Below are 16,809 nucleotides of genomic sequence, written 5' to 3' on the forward strand. Positions count from 1 at the left end.
CTCCTCCCTGTCTGAACGTTGCCAACGCCTGAGCCCCATCCACGCTTCCCGCAACTTATGGTTGCGCATCCGCCGACCCGTCAGCTACAGTCATGTGCAACAAAAGGTTGCGAAAGGATGAGGGTCATGGCCAGAAGCATCGAGCGGGAGATTCGGGTGGAGGCTACCCCGGAGGTGGTCTACGAGGTGGTCAGCTCGCCGGAGCACCTGCGCGAGTGGTGGCCGGACGAGGTTGACCTCAAGCCGGTCGCCGGCGCCAGCGGGACGGTCGGCTTTCGGCAGGCCGACGACACGTTGGTCGTGCCGGTCACGGTGGTCGAGGCGGAGCCGCCGCGCCGGTTCACCTTCCGCTGGGACTACGACGGCGAGACCGCTACCCCGGAGAACTCGCTGCTCGTGACCTTCGACCTCGTTCCGGTCGACGGCGGCACCCTCGTCCGGTTCGCCGAGACCGGGTGGGACGAGGCCGCCAAGTCCGACGCCCAGTTCGAGGACCACACCAGCGGCTGGAACTACTTCCTGCCCCGCCTCACGCCGTACGCCGAAGGACTGGCGAACCGGCCGTGATCGACGACGAGCTCTGGTCGGCGATCGGTGACCCCACCCGGCGACGGATGCTCGACCTGCTGCTCGCCGACGGCGGCGGTACGTCGACCAGCCTCAGCGACCAGCTGCCCGTCACCCGCCAGGCAGTCGCCAAGCACCTCGCCGTACTAGAGCGGACCGGGCTGGTGCACTCCGCACCGTCCGGACGCGAACGCCGCTACACCGTGGACGAGTCGCAACTCGCCCGCGCGATCAACCAGCTGACCGACGTCACCGACGCCTGGGACCGGCGGCTGCAGCGCATCAAGCGGATCGCCGAGACGATCCAGAAAACCAGAGATGAGGCACAGCAATGAACGACATCCTGCACCGCGTAGGCATCATCGCGTCCCCGAAGGACGTGTACTCCGCACTGACCACCCTCGACGGCCTGGCCGGCTGGTGGACCGAGGACACCACCGGCGACGTCGACGATGTCATCGCGTTCCGCTTCGCCACCGCGGGCGGCGACGGGTTCGACATGAAGGTTCTCGAAACCACCCCGGGCGAGCTCGTCCACTGGGAGGTCGTTGGCGGCCCCGACGAATGGATCGGCACCCACGTGACCTTCGAGCTCTCCCAGACCGACGAGTACACGATCGTGCTCTTCAAGCAGGCGGGCTGGCGTGAGCCCGTCGAGTTCATGTACCACTGCAGCACCAAGTGGGCCACGTTCCTGATGAGCCTCAAGCAGTACGTCGAGACCGGCAAGGGCGAGCCCGCGCCGAACGACGTACTCGTCAGCAACTGGCACTAGCCCAGCGCGGCGATGAGCTCCTTCAGTCGCCGCGACTGAGCCTCGCGCTCGGCCTTCAGCTGGTCCTCGTAGGTGCGGTCCGCGGCACCGAGCAGCAACGCCTTCGTCTCGCGGATCGCACCCGGCAGCGGGCCGAGCAGCGCGTCGGTGAGGTCCTTCACGGTCGCCGCCAACTCCTCGGCGGGTACGACGAGGTTCGCCAGACCGATCTCCCGCGCCTCGGCCGCCTCCACCCAGCGGGACGTCGCGCACAGCTCGAGCGCCCGCGAGTAGCCGACGAGCTGGACCAGCGGCTGCGTGCCACCCAGGTCGGGGACCAGGCCGAGCGCGGGCTCGCGCATGCTGAAGCGGGCATCCGGGGTCACCACGCGCAAGTCGCAGGCCAGCGCGAGCTGGAACCCGGCGCCAACCGCGTGCCCCTGGACCGCCGCGATGCTGATGACCTCCGGGCGCCGCAGCCAGGAGAACCCGCCCTGGAACGCGGCGATCAGCTCCAGCAGCTCGGGCTCGGGCTTCGCGCCGAGGGTGAGCAGCGGCTCCTGGCCGTCGACGGGAGCACCCACCATCAGCCGGCGGTCGAGGCCGGCCGAGAACGACGGCCCCTCCCCCGACACCACGACCACGCGCACCTCGGGCGGCAACGACGTACCGAAGTCGGCCAGCGCGCTCCACATCGCCGGCGTCTGCGCGTTGCGCACCTCCGGCCGGTCCAGCACCACGCGCGCAACCGGGCCGTCCACCGAGAACCGCAGTCCGAGATCCGTCATGGCACCGGATATTACTCGGAAGTAATCAGGCGAGCGAGACCAGGTCTGCGTAGTCGTTCGACCAGAGGTCCTCGACGCCGTCCGGGAGCAGTACGACGCGCTCCGGCTCCAGCGCCTCGACGGCACCCTCGTCGTGGGTGACGAGGACGATCGCGCCGGTGTACGAGCGGATCGCGTTCAGCACCTCGGCCCGTGAGGCCGGATCCAGGTTGTTGGTCGGCTCGTCGAGGAGCAGTACGTTCGCCGCCGACACGACCAGGGTCGCCAGGGCGAGCCGGGTCTTCTCGCCGCCGGACAGCACGCTGGCCGGCTTGTCCGAGTCGTCGCCGGTGAACAGGAACGAGCCGAGCACGCTGCGGGCCTGCGTCTCGTTCAGGTCCGGAGCGGCGGACTTCATGTTCTCCAGCACGGTCCGGTTCACGTCGAGGGTCTCGTGCTCCTGGGCGTAGTACCCGAGCTTGAGGCCGTGGCCGTCGACGATCTCGCCGGTGTCGGCCTTCTCGATCCCGCCGAGGATCCGCAGCAGCGTGGTCTTGCCGGCGCCGTTCAGCCCGAGCACGACGACGCGGGAGCCCTTGTCGATCGCGAGGTCGACGTCGGTGAAGATCTCCAGCGAGCCGTACGACTTCGACAGCTCGCGCGCCATCAGCGGCGTCTTGCCGCACGGGGCCGGCGTCGGGAACGAGATCTTCGCGACGCGGTCCGCCTGGCGCTCGTCCTCGAGCGAGGACATCAGCCGCTCGGCGCGGCGGAGCATCTGCTGGGCCGCCGCGGCCTTGGTCGCCTTGGCGCGCATCTTGTTCGCCTGGCTGACCAGCTGGTCGGCCTTCTTCTCGGCGTTCGCGCGCTCGCGCTTACGCCGGCGCTCGTCGGTTTCGCGCTGGGTCAGGTACGCCTTCCAGCCGACGTTGTAGACGTCGATCTCGGCCCGGTTCGCGTCCAGGTGGAAGACCCGGGTGACGGTCTCCTCGAGCAGGTTCACGTCGTGGCTGATCATGATCACGCCACCGGCGTACGACTTGAGGAAGTCGCGCAGCCAGATGATCGAGTCCGCGTCCAGGTGGTTGGTCGGCTCGTCGAGCAGCAGCGTCTCGGCCTGCGCGAACAGGATCCGGGCCAGCTCGACGCGGCGGCGCTGACCGCCGGACAGGGTCGCCAGCGGCTGGCCGAGGACGCGGTCCGGGAGGCCGAGGTTGGCCGCGATCCGGGCGGCCTCGGACTCCGCGGCGTACCCGCCGGCGGCGTGCAGGTCGGCCTCGGCGCGCTCGTAGCGGCGCATGCCCTTGGCGCGGGTCTTCTCGTCGGCGCTGGCCATCGACTTCTCGGCGCTGCGCAGGCGTCGTACGACGTCGTCGAGGCCGCGCGCGGACAGGATCCGGTCCCGGGCGAGTACTTCGAGGTCGCCGGTGCGCGGGTCCTGCGGCAGGTAGCCGATCTCGCCCGACTTGGTCACCGAACCGCTGGCGGGCAGGCCTTCACCGGCCAGGATCTTCGTGAGGGTCGTCTTGCCGGCGCCGTTGCGGCCGACCAGCCCGACCTTGTCGCCGGGACCGACCCGGAACGACGCAGGCGCCAGCAACTGCCGGGCACCGACGCGAACCTCGAGATTGGAAACAGTGATCATCGGGGTTCGCAGGGGTCCTTTTCGCTAGAGCTTCAGCCGCGTTTGCTCATCTAGTGTATGTGGCATGAAATTCAATCCGGACGCGGATCTCGACACCAGCGGTGTCGAGGACACCCGCGGGAGCGGCGGCGGACGTGGCGGCGGGCTGCCCGGCGGGATGATCCCGGTCGGCGGCGGCATCGGCGGCATCATCCTGCTGGTCGTCATCCTGTTGCTGACCGGCGGCCTGCCAGGCGGAGGTGGCAGCGCCGACGAACCGGTCTCGCAGAACACGGCACCCGGCAACCTGAGCGCCTGCAAGAAGGGCACCGACCTGCAGGCCAACTCGAACTGCCGGTTCGTCTTCTACCAGAACTCGATCGAGAGCTTCTGGGCCGCGGAGCTGCCCCGGCGCGGCAAGAAGTACACCCGGGCGCCGATGCGGGTCTTCGACGGCTCGGTGAACACCGGCTGCGGCCCGGCCACCAGCGCGGTCGGCCCGTTCTACTGCCCGCCGGACATGCGCGTGTACCTCGACCTCGGCTTCTTCGAGACGCTGCAGACCGACCTCGGCGCCCGCGGCGGCGAGTTCGCCGAGGCGTACGTCGTGGCGCACGAGTACGGCCACCACATCCAGAACCTGTACGGCATCCTCGACCGGATCAAGACCCGCAACGGCCCGTCCTCGGATTCGGTCCGCTCCGAACTCCAGGCCGACTGCCTGGCCGGCATCTGGACCAACCACGCCACCACGGTCCCGAACAAGAGCGGCCAGCCGCTCATCACCGAGCTCTCCGACGACGACATCGCCCGCGGCCTCGACGCCGCCGCCTCCGTCGGCGACGACCGCATCCAGCAGAAGACCCAGGGCCAGGTAACCCCCGAGTCCTTCAGCCACGGCACCGCCGCCCAACGCATGAAGTGGTTCCAGAAAGGCATGGACTCCGGCGACATGACCGCCTGCGACACCTGGTCCGCCAACCCGCTCTAACAGAACCGCCCGGCAGCAACGCTGCCGGGCGGGTTCTTCGTGCTGGAGCTGTCAGGCGACCTGGGCGGGGCGGTGGTAGCCGGGGAGGAGTTCGTCGACGAGGGCGTCGGTCTCGGCTTCCGGGCCGCGGGGGGCGCCGTGTTTGGTGAGGGCGGCGTACATCTGGCCGGCGACGTTGGTGACGTCGGCCGTCGTACCGAAGTGGGAGGCCAGGCGGAGCGTGGCTCGCCACAGTTCCTCCGAGGCCGGCGAGAAGCTGAGGCCGGTCTGGAGGGCCGTGCGGGCCAGGTTGCCGTCGTTGTGGCTGAGGGACGCCTCGGCCAGCCGCAGGGCGGCGTCGACGACGGCCTCGGCCATCCGGCGCTCGATCCCGGACGCGGCGAGCCACGAGTAGCGGCCGCCGGGCAGGTTCGACCAGGCGGGGCCGTGGACCAGGCTGAGCGCCGTCGACAGCGGACCACGCGGGTCGTCCACCATCGTCGCCTGCTTCGCCAGGGTCCGGAACACGTCCCAGTCGACCCGGACCACGCTGCGGTTCAGCATCCAGCGGCCCGACTCGTCGGCGTACATCGCGTCCACCCCGACCCAGCGGCGGGTGTGCTCCAGCGCGGCGTCCCGCAGCTCCTCGCTGATGCCGCGCGGCCAGATCGCACCGGCGAGCACGTTCGGGTGTACGCCGTAGTCCTGGCTGGCCAGGAACGCGATGATCTCCGTCGACAGCGAGACCCGGCCGTCGTCGATCACACCGCGAGCGTCGACCTCGACCGGACCGAGCAGGTCGACCTCGACCGGAGCCGGCTGGCTGAGGTCGGTGGTCGAGAACTCGTACGCCGGCATGTCCTGCTCCGCGCGGCGCTTGTCGCGCGCGTCCACCTCGGCCGCGTCGAACAGCGCGACCAGGTCGGCGAACTGCTCCGGGTTGACGCTGTGCGCGTCGACCTCGAGGCCGAGCAGCCGGCAGACGGCCTGGTTCTTCTCGTCCACGACGAACCGCCACGGCGAGTTGATCACGTCGCCGACCACGACGACCGCGATGCTGCGCTGCGCGTCCGCGGCCAGCCGGTTCAGCTGGTCCTGCTCCTCGGGCGACGGCGGTGCGGACACGAAGATGATCTCCGAGCCCCATAGCGCCGCGTCCGGGTGCGACATCCGGGCGTCCGCGACCGAGTCGACGTTGCGTCGCTGGCACGCCTGCACCTGCGCCTCGGTACGCCGGGCAACTTCGCCCATCGCGTCGTCGAGACGGATCCAGTAGCTCAGTCGCGACGGCGCCAGCGACGACAGGTCGTCGCCGAATCCGACCATGCTGATGTGCGCACCTTCGGACCACAGGTTGGTCGCCAGCTCGACGGCGAGCGAGCCGACCACGTCGCGGGAGGCGTTCGTGACGCCGCCGAACGAGACGATCCCGTTCGCGGTGTCGAGGTCGATCAGCACCGTGGCGCCGTCGGCGTTCTGGCCGACAGTGACGAGCGTCGGGTACGGCGCGGGCGCGTTCACCTCGCCGGTCGGACCGTACGCGCGGCGCAGCGTCCAACGGGTGCCTTCGGCAATCGCCTGCCACGGACCCGGCGGCTCGGGCTGCGCCTCGTACGGGTCGAGCACGAGGGTCAGCGCCCGGTCGGTCACCAGCGCGGCGACGACCTTCGGCATCGGCCGCTGCTGCTGTGTCATGTCGGCGCCGAGCTTGCGCAGCGCGTTGTCGACGAACTGCGCGGTCGGAACATCGGACGCGAGTCGCAGGCCGACCTCGGTCTGCCGGTGACCGGCAGCCTTCGGGCCCGGACCCTGCGCCCAGCCGCGGCGCCGCTTCAGCGCCAGCGCCAGACCGGCCGCGAGCAACGCCGCACCGAAGCCGTAGATGCCGGCCTGCTGCAGGCTGATACCGCCGTCGTCGGTTGCGACCGGCGTGGCCTCCGGCACCTGGATGCCGCCGCCGGCGGGCTCGCCCTGCGCGGACTGCCCGGTCCCCGGAACGTGCGGCTCGACGGAAACGCTCGGCTCCCCCGGCTTGACGTTCTTCGCGCCCGGGTCGCTCTGGCTGGTCCCGATGACGACCGACGAACCCGGCTCGATGCCCTGCTCGGAGTACCGGGTCGGAGCTCCGGTCTCGGTCTTGCCGCCGGTCTTGGTCTCGGTCTTCGCCTTGACCGTGGGCTTGACGGCGGTGCGGGTCTCGGTGGTGGTCTTCGTGCTGACCGTGGTCTTGCCGGTGCGGTCGTCGATGCTGACCCGCACCGTGTGCACACCCGGGCCCTTCGCGTCGCTCGGCAGGCGAACCTGCCAGCCCGGCATGATCAGATCCGGGTTGGTCAGCCGGCGGCCGTCGGGCTGCAGCTTGTTCTTGTTGAGGTCGTAGATCTCCTTGTACCGGCGACCCTCGCCCAGGTACCGCTCCGCGATGTCCCACAGGCAGTCGTAGTTGCGTCCCTGCGGCGGACGGACCTCGGTGTACTTGATGACCTGACCGTGGTGGTCGTGGTTCGTCCGTACGCCGGTGGTCGTCTTCTGGTTGCCCGCGAGGATCTTGCTCGCGGCCTCGGTCTGACGGAACTGCGACGTCGAGCTCTCGTGCCGCGCGGACACGGACGTCGGGGCGGCTGGGCCCGCCGTGGTGACCGCGCTCGCGACCGGCAGGCTCACGCCTGCGCCGGCGGCGATCAGTACGACGGTGCCGATCAGCCGGCGCGCGATCGTCTGCGAACCGCCGCCGAACGGGATCCGCGGCGACAACCCGTGCCCGCGGATCTCGGCGACCGCTTCCGCGATCAGGCAGACCACGAAGTGCAGCCAGGCGACCCAGATGAAGAACGCGATGATGCCGAGGACGGTCCGGATGCTCAGCTCGTCGAACAGCATGCTGCTGGTCGGCATCTTGTCCGGCCACGGCGTACCGAAGAACCGCAGCAAGATGTACGGCACACCGCCGACGATCGCGAGGATCGCGAGCAGCGCGACGAACCCCTTCAACCGGTCCGCGCCCGGACTCCCCGCCCGCCGCTGCGGCAACCGCGCCGCACGCACCGGCTCATTCGTCCTTACCATCGCTCCTCCATACCCCCACCATCAGCCACCAATGGCCTGCGCTTCCTGAACCGGAAGCCGCTGTACTGCTGTCACATTCGCCTGCCCGATCGGCTGCCAGCCGCCTGCGCCCTTACCGACCCAGTACGACACTTCCCACGTGATGGTCAGCTTCACGGTGTACATGTCGTCGGGCTGGTTCGCACTGGATCGCTCGTATGTGTGCTTGCACGTGTTGATCTGATGGAACGGATCCTGCGTCTCGTCATACCCGTCCGGATCGTCCTCCGGAGTCACACCCATCGCACACTTGAAGGGCTTGGTCCCGTCACCCGGATCGACCGTCATCTCGACGACCAGGCCGCGCATCGTCAGGTTGTGCGTCGGGTCGATGTAGCCGCTGTACTCTCCCGGGTTCGCCACCTTGTCTGCTTCGACCTTCGAACTCTTCGGAGTCAGTGAGAAGAAGGCGGGAACGTTGACGCGCGGTGTGTACGTCGGCATGACAACCAGCGCCGGCGGCGGATAGTCGCTCCTGAAGTCATGCCAGAACGGCGCCATGTAATTCGGGAACGGGCACTGCGCCTCCTCCACCGGGCCTACCGGGACATAAGCGCGCTCGAGGTGGGCGTTGTCGCCACCGTCGTAGGTGTCGAGGTTGTAGTCGGTGATCGTGATCCGCATCACCCACTTCTTGCCGTCCGGAGCCTTCGGGAGCCGAATGCCGTCCGGGATGTCGAAGTCGCGGCACGGAATGAAGGGTCGGCCGGCGAGCCGCTTGCGCCACGTCGGTGGCGGGTCTCCACCCCCCACATAGGCCGCGCCGTTGCTGCAGTACGCGCCGAAACCGATCGAGTTGACGTACATGCTGCACACCGACGTGCCGGTCTGGATCGTCTCGGCGGACGCCGTGGTGGCCGGGCCGACCATGAGTAATGCGAGTACGGCACTCAGGACCAGCAGCCCACGGCCTACTCGGTTCTGCATCCTCACTCCCCAGACTCGACAGCTCTTCGGCAGGTTATCTTCGACCAGGTGCATCATGCCCGTTGCTCAGTGCCCCGTCACCTATTCGGAATGTGAATTCACCGGTTCAGGTCTAGGCCGGATAGTGCACCCGGGCGCAGTCGACGCCCTTCGGCGTGGCCAGCCGGTAGGGCAGCCATCCGACGCCGGTCTGGATCATCTCAATGACCTCCGCGGACCCGTTCGGCGTCACCACCGTCCACGCCTTCCCCTTCGGGTCCCAATACTGCGTGGTCTGGGAGCGGCAGGTCTGCACTGCCACCGTGCCGTCGGCCGTGCGCTTGGCGCCAACGACGACGACGCTGCCCGGCGGCTTCATGATCCAGCCATTGCGCTGGGCGTCGTAGATGCCCTGCGACACGTCGGAGTAGAAGAACGACGGGAACTTCTTCCTCAGGACCGTGTCGTCTTTCGAGACGAGAGCCTGGAAGTAGAGCGGGTAGCTGGTCACGAGGCCTTGGACGGCGGGGTTCGAGGCGAAGTTCCCGGCTTTGATGATGATTTGCGCCTTCGCCGTCGTGGTCGGCTTGGCGGTCGTCGCGGGCTGGGTGGGCGCGCTCGAAGGCTCGGTCGGCTCGGTGGACGGGGTGTCGGAGGACGAGCTCGTGTCGGAGCCGCCGGCGGGGACCGGGAGGGTGCCGTCGTTGGAGTTCTTGCTGCAGGCGCTCAGCAGCAGGACGCCGGCCAGCAAGGCGGGGAGGGCAAACCTACGCACGAGAGGCAATCCTTTGATCTCTAGCGGCCGGGCGGCTTCGTGGACGACGGCGGCCCCGAACTGGACGGCGGGCCGGACGGTTCGCCGGTCGGCGGCGGCGACGAGTTGGTGTCCGGCGGCGGCGTGACGTTCGGCGAGCAGGTGGCCGGGAACGGGAACGGCGACAGCGTCCAGGTAGGCGTCGGTGAGCCGACGGTCCAGGTCGGGCACGGCAGGTCGATCGTCGGCGGGCGGGCGGTGGTGATCGGCGCGCCGGGGCCGTCGGTGGTCGGGTTCACCACGATCGGCGGGATCGTCGGGCTGTCGTCGGCCTTCTCGATGCCCTGCTCGGCGTGCGCCTGGCCGGTGCCGCTGGCCTTCAGCGAGGTCTTGCCGATCAGGCCGAGGAACGTGGTCTTGTTCGCGATGTCGACCTGGATGTCGACCTCTTTGTCGGTCAGCGTGGTCGGACCGCAGGAGGTGACGGCCGGGTCGTTGTTGCGCACCTGCGCGCAGAACCCGGCGATCGCAGTGGCCGCCTTGGTGGTGTCGATCTTGGCCTCGGCGACGTTCAGCTGGATCGCGGCGGCCCCGACGCGGGCCGCCTCCTGGGCGTACCCGACCGCGCGGGACCGGGCACCGAGCTGCCGCCCGCCGTCGATCACCAGCCCGGCCAGCGTGAAGATCATCACCGCGAGGATCGCGACCGCGGGACTCAACGCACCGCGGGAAAAGAGCCGATGGTTGCCCGGGGCATCGATACGGAAGAATTCGACTATCCGTGAACGGTGTCGTTCAGGAGCCGTCACCGCGCACCCCCCGGTACGGGTCGAGGGACGAGGTGAAGCGCTTGGTGATCGTGGTGTCGCCGCCGAGGCCGAGCAGCCCGAGGTCGCGGTAGTTGATCGTGCAGGTGACCTCGACCGACAACGGCGAGCCGGCCACGAACCCGGTGGTGATGGAGCCCGACGCGGTCGTCTTGCAGGACTTGATCGCCTGGTTCATCGTCGTACTGACGGCCTGGTCGACGCGACCCTGGGCCTCGGGCAACGACCGCGCCTGGCTCGCGCTGCGGGCGCCGTCGCGGGCCGCGCTCTCCAGCAGCGACGACGTCTGGAAGTACCGCCCGCAGGCGAGCAGGAACATGAACAGCAGGAGCAGCACCGGCGCGAGAATCACCATCTCCAGCGCCATCGTGCCGCGCTGCCCCAGTCTCCGCTTCATCCTCACACTCACTTGTCGGCTTCGAACTGTTCGATCTGGCCGGTGGCGGTCCGGCTCACCTTCAGCGTCAGACCGGGAACCAGCGAGACGGTGTCCCCGGTGACGGTGAACGAGACGGTGCCTTCCGGGTTGTTGTACGCCGGGAACGGAACCTCGGTGTGCTGCAACGTCGTACCGCCGAGCTGGGTCGCGTAGGACTGGATGTCCGAACGGACCTTCTCCCCCACCGCCGTGGTGTAGACGGTCGGCTGCACCAGCCGGAGCCGGGACACGCCTTCTTCGGCGGCGTTCAGCGCGACCGAACGCCCGTACAGCCACAAGGCGGTCTGGATGGACAGGAAGATCAGCGTCAGGATGGCCGGCGCGAGGATGGCCAGCTCGAGTGTGCTGACCCCCCGCTCCGACCGTCTGCGCCGCAGTCTCTTCCAGCCCGAACGCATCGCTGCGGCCGTCAGCTGCCCGTGTCGATATCGGCGGTGTGCTTGCTGATCACGCGCTTCACGACCACGCCGATCGCCAGTGCGGCGACGACCAGGATGCCCGAGATGATCGCCCACTCGAGTGCGGAGGCGCCCAACTCGGTGTGCCCCTGCCGCGCCCGGGCCCGCTGGGCCTGCGCCCGTGCGAGCGCGTAGCGGGCCATGGTCCGCCAGAACATCAACTCCGAGGTCATCCGATTGCCTTCCAGATCGTGAGGCCGAGCGAGGCCTCAGTATGCCCTGTACGACGGTCCGAATCGCCGCGCGGATCCCGTGCCCTGGTCACTGTTTTCCCTAACTTCCGAGGATGGCCACACCGGCCGGGAAAGCCAGGAACAGGAAGAATGCCGAGATCATGACCAGCTGCGCAACCAGCATCGACTGAGAGCGCTCACCCGCCTTGCCTTCCACGTCCGCCAGCTCCTTACGGCGCAGCGATGCCGCCCGGGCGAGCAGCGACGAGCGGATCTTCGCGCCCTCGTCGCCGGCCAGCGCGAGCGCCGACGCGAGGTCCCGCAGCTCCTCCACGCCGAGGTCCTCGCCGAGCAGCGCCATCGCGTCCCACGGCGTGATGCCGATCAGCCGCGCGTTCGCGAGCGCCTGCCGGATCCGGGCCATCGCCCAGTGCTCGCCGATCGTCGACGCGGTCATCAGCGCCTCGGGCAGGCCGCGGCCGCCGGCCAGGTTCATCGCGACCAGGTCGAGGAAGCTGCCGACCACGTGCCGGAAGTCGCGCCGCCGCTTCTCGGCCTCCTGCCGCAGCGCGAGGTCCGGCAGGAAGAACGCCAGGACCATGAACGCCAGCGTCACGATCGCCGGCGCCGCACCCGGTGCGGAGAACCCGATCGCGGAGAACAGGAACAGCACGATCGGGATCAGGATCAGCGCGCCGAGCGCGAAGAACACCTTGGTGGCAAGCATCGCGGCGAACGGCTGGTTCATCACCGCGAGGTCGCGGCGGAGTTTGCCGAACGCCCAGCCGCGCGCGTTCGCCTCGGCCTCGAGCCGCCGGCCCAGCGTCTCCCGGGCCCGGTCGACGCCGCCGAGCACCCGCTCGCCGGCCGCGCTCGCCGTCGCGCCGCTGGTGTACCCGCCGCGGCCGGCGTCGATCCGCGCGATCGTCGACAGCACGTTGGTCCGCGGCTTGATGAAGATCCGGATCGCGACGTACACGCCGAGGCCGGCCAGTCCGCCGGTGATGAAGGCCCAGGTCATCCGCTCACCGTTTCCATCCGGTCGTCACCCGGCCGGTTCAGCCGGCCGCCGGTGCTCACGCCGATCAGGAACCGCTCCGGCACCTCGATCTTCGCCAGTCGCCGCAGCCACAGCAGGCCGAGCGCGTACAGCCCGATCACGACCGTCAGCACGGCCTGCCCGATGAAGCTGCGGTACGGCGCCATGTAGGTCGGGTTGAACAACACCAGGCCCGCCGCCATGATCAGCGTGATCGCGACGACCACCTGCACGCTGCGCCGGGTCGACCGCCGTTCGGCCGCGACCTTCCGCCGTACGTCGAGCTCCTCGCGGGCCGAGTCCGCCAGCGCGCTCAGCACCTCCCGCAGACCGGGTCCGCGGAGCCGGGCGTTGAGCACCAGGGCCGCGACGATCAGGTCGGCGGACGGGTCGTTCAGGTCGTCGGCGAACCGCATCAGGGCCGAAGGCAACGGTTCGCGGATGCGCAGCCGGTCGACGAGCAGGTTCAGGCTCGGTTTGATCGCCGGCGCCGCGTTGACCGCGGTCGCCGGGATCGCCTGCTCCAGACCGACCGCGCCGGCGATCGTGTCGCGCAGCGCTTCGGTCCAGGTAGCGAGCGCGTCCAGCCGGTCGATCGCGCGACGTTCCTCACCGGTGCCGCCGAAGAAGCGGTCCGCCATCCCGGCCAGCAGGCCGAGCGCGATGGCGAGCACCAGCCAGCGGGTCACCACCAGCACCACCAGGCCGACCGCGATGCCGGCACCGAGGCGGATCAGGTTCCGGCGGTTGTCGGCGCTGCGGTTGCGGAACAGCGACGGCGTCTCGTCCTTCGGCTCGGTGCCGCGAATCGCGACGATCAGCAGCAGCACTGCACCGCCGACCACTGCACCGCACAGCAACGCAAGCAAAGTCCGGTCGTTCATCGAATCACGCCCACGTTCCGTGGACGAGCGGCTGGTAGCCGAAGTGCTCGAGTTCGTCCATGCAGGCGATCGGCGCGTGCGCCGCGGCGCGGCCGTCCGGTCCGGCGGCGAACACCTCGCCGGACAGTACCCGGCCGTCCCAGCCGGTCACCTCGCGGATGCTCTCGACGTACCGGCTCAGGCCGCCGCCGCGCTGGTAGTCGTTGTGCTTGCGGATGAACACGACGAAGTCGAGCGCGCCGGCGATCAGCATCTGGGTGGCGTCCATCGGTAGCCGCTCCATCGCCTGGATCGCGTAGGTGCTGATCCGGTTGAACACCTCCATCGAGCTGTTCGAGTGGATCGTCGACAGCGAGCCGTCGTTACCCTGGCTCATCGCGTTCAGCATCGTCACGATCTCGTCGCCCAGCACCTCACCTACGATGACCCGGCTGGGGTTCATCCGCAGCGAGCGGCGCACCAGGTCGGCCATCGTGACCTCGCCGACGCCTTCGGAGTTCGGCAGCCGTTCCTCGAACGCGACCACGTTCGGGTGCAGGTCCTTGAACTCGCCCAGGCCGAGCTCGAGCGAGCGTTCGACCGTGATGAGTCGCTCGTGCGGCTGGATCTCGTTCGCCAGCGCGCGCAACAGCGTGGTCTTCCCCGAGTTCGTCGCGCCCGCGATCATGATGTTCTTCCGGGCCGCGACCGCCGCCCGCAGGAACGAGCCGACGTCGTCGGAGATCGTCCCGTTGGCCACCAGGTCGCGCAGGTACACCTTGCCGAGACGCGCGCGCCGGATCGACACCGCAGGACGTGCCGTCACGCCCATCACCGCGGACAACCGGGAGCCGTCCGGTAGCCGCAGGTCAAGCTGCGGGTTGGCCGAGTCGAACGGCCGGCTGGTCAGACCGGCGTGCGCGGCCAGCACCTGGATCAGCTCGACCAGCTCGTCGTCGCTCTCGGCCACCGGGCCCGGCATCTCCTCGCGGCCGTCGCCGTACTGCACGAAGACCTGGTCGCAGCCGTTGATGTCGATGTTCTCGACCTCGGGGTCGTCGATCAGCGGCTGCAGCCGGCCGACGCCGAACAGCGCGGAGTGGATCGCGCCGGCGATCTGCGCGTCGTCGTCCGGGGTCGGCGGCGTCCGGCCCTCGGCCAGCTCGTAGCGCGCGTGGTCCTCGAGCACCTGCACGATCAGCGACCGCGCGTACTCCCGCTCGTCCTCCGCACTCATCGGAGGTACGCCGTTCACCTGGTCGCGGCGGCGCTGCTCGTTCAGCCGCTCCGCAACCTGCACCCGCAGCTTGCGGACCAGCTCCTGATCGGCGCTCATCGATAGTCACCCGGCGGGAACGCCGCGTTGGCCATGTCGAAGTCCTGCGGCGGCGGTGCGGACACCAGCGACGCCATCTCCGCGGTGATGTCGGTCGCGGACCGGATCAGCGTGGTCTTGTCGAGCCGGCCGTGTCCGCGCCCGTCGAAGAACGCCGCACCGGCCGGGTCGTACGCCAGGTGCCAGCGGTGCCGCACCGGCACGGACATCGCGTCCAGCACGGTCCAGACCTGCTTGACGCCGTCGCGCCGCTTCGGGTCGGCCACGACGACCACTCCGAGCTGTGCGTCGACGTGGTGCACCAGCGTGGACAGCCGCTCCCGCAGGTGCGCGACCGACGAGCCCGTCGCCGTACAGACCAGGACGACCAGACGTGCGGACTGGATGACCGGCAGCTGCGGCGAGGACGCACCGATGCGCCCGCAGTCCGCCAGTACGTCGCTGTTCTGCATCTGGTTGAACGAGATGCCGAGCGGATGCCACAGACCGCCCATACCACCGACCTGCTCCGGCGAACGCACCCCGAGCAGTACGTCGAGACCCCCGTCCAGCTGCTGGCTGTGCGCGAGGATCACCTCGTCGCCGAGGCCCTTCCGGCTCGCGGCGGCCAGGCTGACGAGGCCGCGGTCGGAGTTGAGCGCCGAACCGCCCGGCCCGGTCATCCGGATCGCCACGTCGCTGCCGGCCGGGTCGCACTCGGCCAGCAGCACCTGCCGCGGCCAGAGCGCACCGATGACCAGGCTTGCGGTGGTGACTCCGGGTGAACCCTTCGCGCTCGCGAATGCCACCAATGCCATCAGTTCGCCCCGCCGTTGCGCTCCACGTCCGTCTTGGTTCCAGGTGCGAGCTTCGCCAGCAGCAGCGACTTGGTCGCCGCGGCCGCACCGACCGTGGTGATCTGGTCGGACGGGATCAGCACCGTCACGTTCAGCGAGCTGTTCGCGCTGGTCTTCGAGTCCGTGATGGCGCCCGCGCTCGACGTCACCGTGGCGGCCTTGACCAGGGTCACCGCCGACCCGCTGTCCTGGTTGGCCGTGGGGACGCGGGTGACCGAGACGACGTCACCGACGCTGAGCCCGTCCGACGGCGCGCGGCCGGCTTCGAGGCTGATTCCGACCAGGGCGGCGCCGGGCGGGATCGGCTGCTGCCCGTCCTTGGTGAAGTTCTCGGGCGTGACGAACTGGTCCTTGTACAGCCAGGTGGTCGTGTAGCGGCCGATGTACTTGCTCGCCTCGGACCACGGGATCAGGCCGCCCGTCGCACCGGCCAGGTCACCGCGGGACAGGTCCTTGGGCTCGAGCTTGTGCCCGGGCGCCAGGCTGTCGGCGGAGATCGCCACGAAGTCGGACCGGTTGCCGCTGTTCAGCGCGATCAGCGCGGATCCGGCGGCGCCGAGCAGGATCAGGATCACCGCGAGCGCGGCCAGGGCCGGACGCCGCTCCCGGCTGCTCGGGAGGCGGTTCGGACCACCACCCGTCGATCGGCCCGCGGCCCGGGCGCCTTGGGAAGGGGTTCGCGTGGAGGACGAGAGACTCACGCGCCTACCGTAATGGCAGCGAGGTACCACTCGCGCCAGGAGGCCGGTGCCGTTACCGCGCTGCGACCCGCCTGCGTTCGAAGGTGGTCAGCAGCTCGTTGAAGGCTCCCGGACCGCCATACAATTGGTCTAGATAGGTGTACAGCGCACGCAGCGCCTTGCCGAGGTCCTGCTGCCATCCGCTCTGCCCCTCCAGCCAGGTCGTCAGTTCCCGTCCCTCGACGAGCGTGACCGCCGCGTTGACCGGCTGGACCAGCCGGTCGCTCTCCGGATCTCCGACGCCGCTCGGCCCGCGGACCTCCCGGACCGCATCGGCCAGCGCTTGCCGCTCGGCCCCGGTGTAGACGTAGTCGAATCCGGACGTCCCGTGCAGCTGGTCGAGGTACGCGCACAGCGAGGTGAACAGCTCGATCCCGTCGTACTCCGGGCCGTCGCCGGCGACGTGTCGCAGCCGGGCCACCATGCTGCGCGCCTCGGAGACGCTCCACTGCGATGTACCCAGCCGCTCGACCATGGACTCGATCCTAGGTCGGCCGTCCGGCGTAAATCGTTAACAGTTCGGGTGATTCGAGTTGCTGGCGAGTAACCGATTGTTTGCTAGATTCCGGAACTAGGACGTCCTAGTGACAACTGGTGAGCACCAGGACACCCAACGGGAGGGGGTGAGTCGGCTGACCACACCCATTTCGT

At 69.3% G+C, this 16,809-nt stretch carries 19 protein-coding genes; 4 read left to right on the forward strand and 15 right to left on the reverse strand.

Going from position 1 to position 16,809, the window contains the following annotated elements:
* The first annotated feature begins 126 nt into the window (after positions 1-126).
* The 3 genes from ABT313_RS23490 to ABT313_RS23500 are packed head-to-tail and all read left to right on the forward strand — an operon-like array spanning position 127 to position 1,342.
* A complete protein-coding gene (locus ABT313_RS23490) occupies positions 127-567 on the forward strand; it encodes an SRPBCC domain-containing protein (protein WP_350857507.1) in 441 nt (146 codons plus the stop codon).
* Entirely contained in the window at positions 564-902 is a 339-nt protein-coding gene (locus ABT313_RS23495; RefSeq protein ID WP_350857509.1) for an ArsR/SmtB family transcription factor, read from the forward strand. Before ABT313_RS23490 ends, ABT313_RS23495 begins: the two co-directional genes overlap by 4 nt.
* A complete protein-coding gene (locus ABT313_RS23500) occupies positions 899-1,342 on the forward strand; it encodes an SRPBCC family protein (RefSeq protein ID WP_350857512.1) in 444 nt (147 codons plus the stop codon). Before ABT313_RS23495 ends, ABT313_RS23500 begins: the two co-directional genes overlap by 4 nt.
* Here ABT313_RS23500 and ABT313_RS23505 read toward each other — a convergent pair.
* Together ABT313_RS23505 and ABT313_RS23510 are read right to left on the reverse strand one after the other, a co-directional pair.
* Complete coding sequence (locus ABT313_RS23505; protein WP_350857515.1) at positions 1,339-2,109, reverse strand: enoyl-CoA hydratase/isomerase family protein; 771 nt, start codon at positions 2,107-2,109, stop codon at positions 1,339-1,341. The genes ABT313_RS23500 and ABT313_RS23505 overlap by 4 nt on opposite strands.
* 25 nt (positions 2,110-2,134) lie before the next feature.
* Positions 2,135-3,733 carry an ABC-F family ATP-binding cassette domain-containing protein gene (locus ABT313_RS23510; RefSeq protein ID WP_350857518.1) on the reverse strand — a complete coding sequence of 533 codons (1,599 nt, stop codon included), beginning with the start codon at positions 3,731-3,733 and terminating at the stop codon, positions 2,135-2,137.
* Positions 3,734-3,797: 64 nt separating this feature from the next.
* On the opposite strand from ABT313_RS23510, the gene ypfJ reads away from it, so the two are divergent.
* Complete coding sequence (ypfJ, locus tag ABT313_RS23515; protein ID WP_350857521.1) at positions 3,798-4,703, forward strand: KPN_02809 family neutral zinc metallopeptidase; 906 nt, start codon at positions 3,798-3,800, stop codon at positions 4,701-4,703.
* A gap of 51 nt (positions 4,704-4,754) precedes the next feature.
* On the opposite strand, the gene ABT313_RS23520 is transcribed toward ypfJ, so the two are convergent.
* The 13 genes from ABT313_RS23520 to ABT313_RS23580 all read right to left on the reverse strand — a co-directional run bounded on the left by ABT313_RS23520 (position 4,755) and on the right by ABT313_RS23580 (position 16,633).
* Entirely contained in the window at positions 4,755-7,748 is a 2,994-nt protein-coding gene (locus tag ABT313_RS23520; protein ID WP_350857524.1) for an AfsR/SARP family transcriptional regulator, read from the reverse strand.
* A 21-nt stretch (positions 7,749-7,769) separates the two neighbouring features.
* Entirely contained in the window at positions 7,770-8,714 is a 945-nt protein-coding gene (locus tag ABT313_RS23525) for a hypothetical protein (RefSeq protein WP_350857527.1), read from the reverse strand.
* Positions 8,715-8,826: 112 nt separating this feature from the next.
* Complete coding sequence (locus tag ABT313_RS23530; protein WP_350857530.1) at positions 8,827-9,468, reverse strand: hypothetical protein; 642 nt, start codon at positions 9,466-9,468, stop codon at positions 8,827-8,829.
* Positions 9,469-9,488: 20 nt separating this feature from the next.
* A complete protein-coding gene (locus ABT313_RS23535; protein ID WP_350857533.1) occupies positions 9,489-10,166 on the reverse strand; it encodes a pilus assembly protein TadG-related protein in 678 nt (225 codons plus the stop codon).
* Between the two features lie 76 nt (positions 10,167-10,242).
* The gene (locus ABT313_RS23540; RefSeq protein WP_350857535.1) at positions 10,243-10,671 is read right to left on the reverse strand and encodes a TadE/TadG family type IV pilus assembly protein; all 429 of its coding nucleotides are present in this window, start codon (positions 10,669-10,671) and stop codon (positions 10,243-10,245) included.
* A gap of 8 nt (positions 10,672-10,679) precedes the next feature.
* Positions 10,680-11,111, reverse strand: a complete 432-nt coding sequence (locus ABT313_RS23545) for a TadE family protein (protein WP_350857538.1) — start codon at positions 11,109-11,111, stop codon at positions 10,680-10,682.
* 11 nt (positions 11,112-11,122) lie between these two features.
* Positions 11,123-11,344 carry a hypothetical protein gene (locus ABT313_RS23550; RefSeq protein ID WP_137254948.1) on the reverse strand — a complete coding sequence of 74 codons (222 nt, stop codon included), beginning with the start codon at positions 11,342-11,344 and terminating at the stop codon, positions 11,123-11,125.
* 100 nt (positions 11,345-11,444) lie between these two features.
* Complete coding sequence (locus ABT313_RS23555) at positions 11,445-12,365, reverse strand: type II secretion system F family protein (protein WP_350857541.1); 921 nt, start codon at positions 12,363-12,365, stop codon at positions 11,445-11,447.
* Entirely contained in the window at positions 12,362-13,267 is a 906-nt protein-coding gene (locus tag ABT313_RS23560) for a type II secretion system F family protein (RefSeq protein ID WP_350857544.1), read from the reverse strand. Before ABT313_RS23560 ends, ABT313_RS23555 begins: the two co-directional genes overlap by 4 nt.
* A gap of 4 nt (positions 13,268-13,271) precedes the next feature.
* Positions 13,272-14,582 carry a TadA family conjugal transfer-associated ATPase gene (locus ABT313_RS23565; protein WP_350857547.1) on the reverse strand — a complete coding sequence of 437 codons (1,311 nt, stop codon included), beginning with the start codon at positions 14,580-14,582 and terminating at the stop codon, positions 13,272-13,274.
* A complete protein-coding gene (locus tag ABT313_RS23570; RefSeq protein ID WP_350857550.1) occupies positions 14,579-15,379 on the reverse strand; it encodes a CpaE/TadZ family protein in 801 nt (266 codons plus the stop codon). The genes ABT313_RS23565 and ABT313_RS23570 overlap by 4 nt, the downstream gene beginning before the upstream one ends.
* A complete protein-coding gene (locus tag ABT313_RS23575) occupies positions 15,379-16,119 on the reverse strand; it encodes a hypothetical protein (protein WP_350857553.1) in 741 nt (246 codons plus the stop codon). The genes ABT313_RS23570 and ABT313_RS23575 overlap by 1 nt, the downstream gene beginning before the upstream one ends.
* A 52-nt stretch (positions 16,120-16,171) precedes the next feature.
* The gene (locus ABT313_RS23580) at positions 16,172-16,633 is read right to left on the reverse strand and encodes a hypothetical protein (RefSeq protein ID WP_350857556.1); all 462 of its coding nucleotides are present in this window, start codon (positions 16,631-16,633) and stop codon (positions 16,172-16,174) included.
* Between the last annotated feature and the right edge of the window lie 176 nt (positions 16,634-16,809).

It is taken from the genome of Kribbella sp. NPDC000426 (genome assembly GCF_040300265.1).
Taxonomy (GTDB): Bacteria; Actinomycetota; Actinomycetes; order Propionibacteriales; family Kribbellaceae; genus Kribbella.